At 57.4% G+C, this 1,848-nt stretch carries 2 protein-coding genes; both read right to left on the bottom strand.

Annotation, left to right across the window (positions count from 1 at the left end):
- Nucleotides 1-1,157: hypothetical protein (locus AC2VLY_RS16835; protein WP_486922688.1), on the bottom strand; the 1,157-nt coding region annotated here is incomplete at its 3' end.
- Nucleotides 1,158-1,172: 15 nt separating this feature from the next.
- Nucleotides 1,173-1,848: hypothetical protein (locus AC2VLY_RS16830; protein ID WP_486892561.1), on the bottom strand; the 676-nt coding region annotated here is incomplete at its 5' end.

Raw genomic sequence — 1,848 nt, 5'->3', positions numbered from 1 at the left:
GTGCTTTCGCTCTGGCGCAACCACTGCGGGTACTGAGCCGTCACCTTGCTGTGAATGTGCATGGGTTCCACCCGGCAACCCGAGCGGAAACGGTCATGCTGGCGCTGCAGATACCCTTCAAAGGCGGTTCGGGTGTACGGCAGCATGGTTAGTTTGCGATTGTTCAGGAACAATCCATTGGTCGCCATGATCTCGTGATACCGCAACCAGTAGTGCAGGTAGGCCGTAAAATAGGGCATTTTCGCCACGGCTTCGGCCACCACCCCTTCCTGCGCCCAGGTTTCCAATACCCATCCTTCAATCGCGCTGCGCGGATACTGGGGAAAGAGACCGTTTTCGGGCATACCGCCGGCTTTTTCTACCAAGGAAAGACAAGCGGCGGCGGGATGCCGAACAGGGACCACATATTCAGCATGCATCCCGAAAACATCCCGAAAGAACCGCGCTTCGTAGATGGCCTTCGTGGCCTTTTTCGGAATGGTCCGCAAGGCGGGACGCGGAGAGTCCACCACACCATCCACCGCGTCGGCATCCCGATCGCTCCGCTGCGGGTCATCCCGAAAGAACCAGTCCGCCATGACTATCCACTCGGCGGTCTGCTGCATCGCTCTGCGGGTCATGGGCAGCCATTCCATACCATCATGACTCAACCAGGCCTGCCGGATATCCGGGAATCCGTCATGCATAAACCAGGCGGGATAGTCCCGATAATCCTTCCCCAATGCCCGCAGTAATTCTTTGGTCAGGTAACTGCCGCCATGCCGTGGGGCACTCACCACAAAGATAAAACGATTCCGGCCTTGCAGGTCCGCCATAAAATCCCGGTTTCCCGCCATCAATGCGGCCAGCACATGATAGGCGCGCAGCACCAGATTTCTGCCCAAGGGCGTCAGAAAAGCCTTATCCGCTGCCCGTTGTACGGTCTGCCGAAAGGCCGCCATATCCGCCTTTCTCAAGGACGGCGACATGTGTTCCGTGACCTGATCGCCCCAATCCCGCTCTACATCGTGATACACACCGCCCTGGGTCACGCTATCGAGGAAAATAGCGAAATTGGCAGAAACCGGAAAATCCACCGCATCAAAGGCAAACCCCATACCGGTTTTTGGACGCTGCTGCACGATATGGGGCGCCGTCTGCACAGAACTGGAAGACATTGTATCTCCTACCGTTTAACCCGGTACCATGCCCGGGCGCAAAATCGGCATGCCGTCGGGACTGACGCCGCCGGATGGGGGCGCATTAAAACGGATCCCGTCCTTTTTCGCCTCACTGGCCAAGTGCGTGAGGATATTGGACTGCTGTGGAGAGGCAATCTGTCCGCTATTTTGATGGCCTTTCCAACTGGTGGACTGATAATGTCCGATTTGCGACGAGAGTTTCAGGATGGTGCCATCGCCCAGTATCACCTGATGCGGGTCCACGGCCTGCACCAAATGCCCATCCAGCGTGCTTCCGGCCTTCACCGTATAGGTGTTTTTCCCTACCTGAATCACGGCCCCGCGCTGCCCCTGATCGTCCATGATGGCGACTACGACGAGATGTGCCCGCTTGGCCTGGGTCGCTTTCTGCACCTGATGGGCCACCTGTTGTGCCCGGGCGGAAGCCGCTGTCAACGCCTGCATTTTGCCGCGCAGTTCAGCCACGGTTTGTTCCAGTGACCGCAATTGCGGAGAGTTGTCCAGCGCCATGGAATTCGCCTCACTATCGTATTTGGCATAGCTGGCCCGGGCTTTGGCGATTTTGGTCTGGAGCTGCAGAATACTCAGTTTATTGGACAGTTTTTGCACAGTCCCCGGCGTGCCCATAAACGGATTGATATAACCGGCGGTCACGGCATGACTGGCA

This window comes from Acidithiobacillus sp. TH-A36 (assembly GCF_057473445.1).
This window is presented reverse-complemented; position numbering and strand designations above follow the sequence as displayed.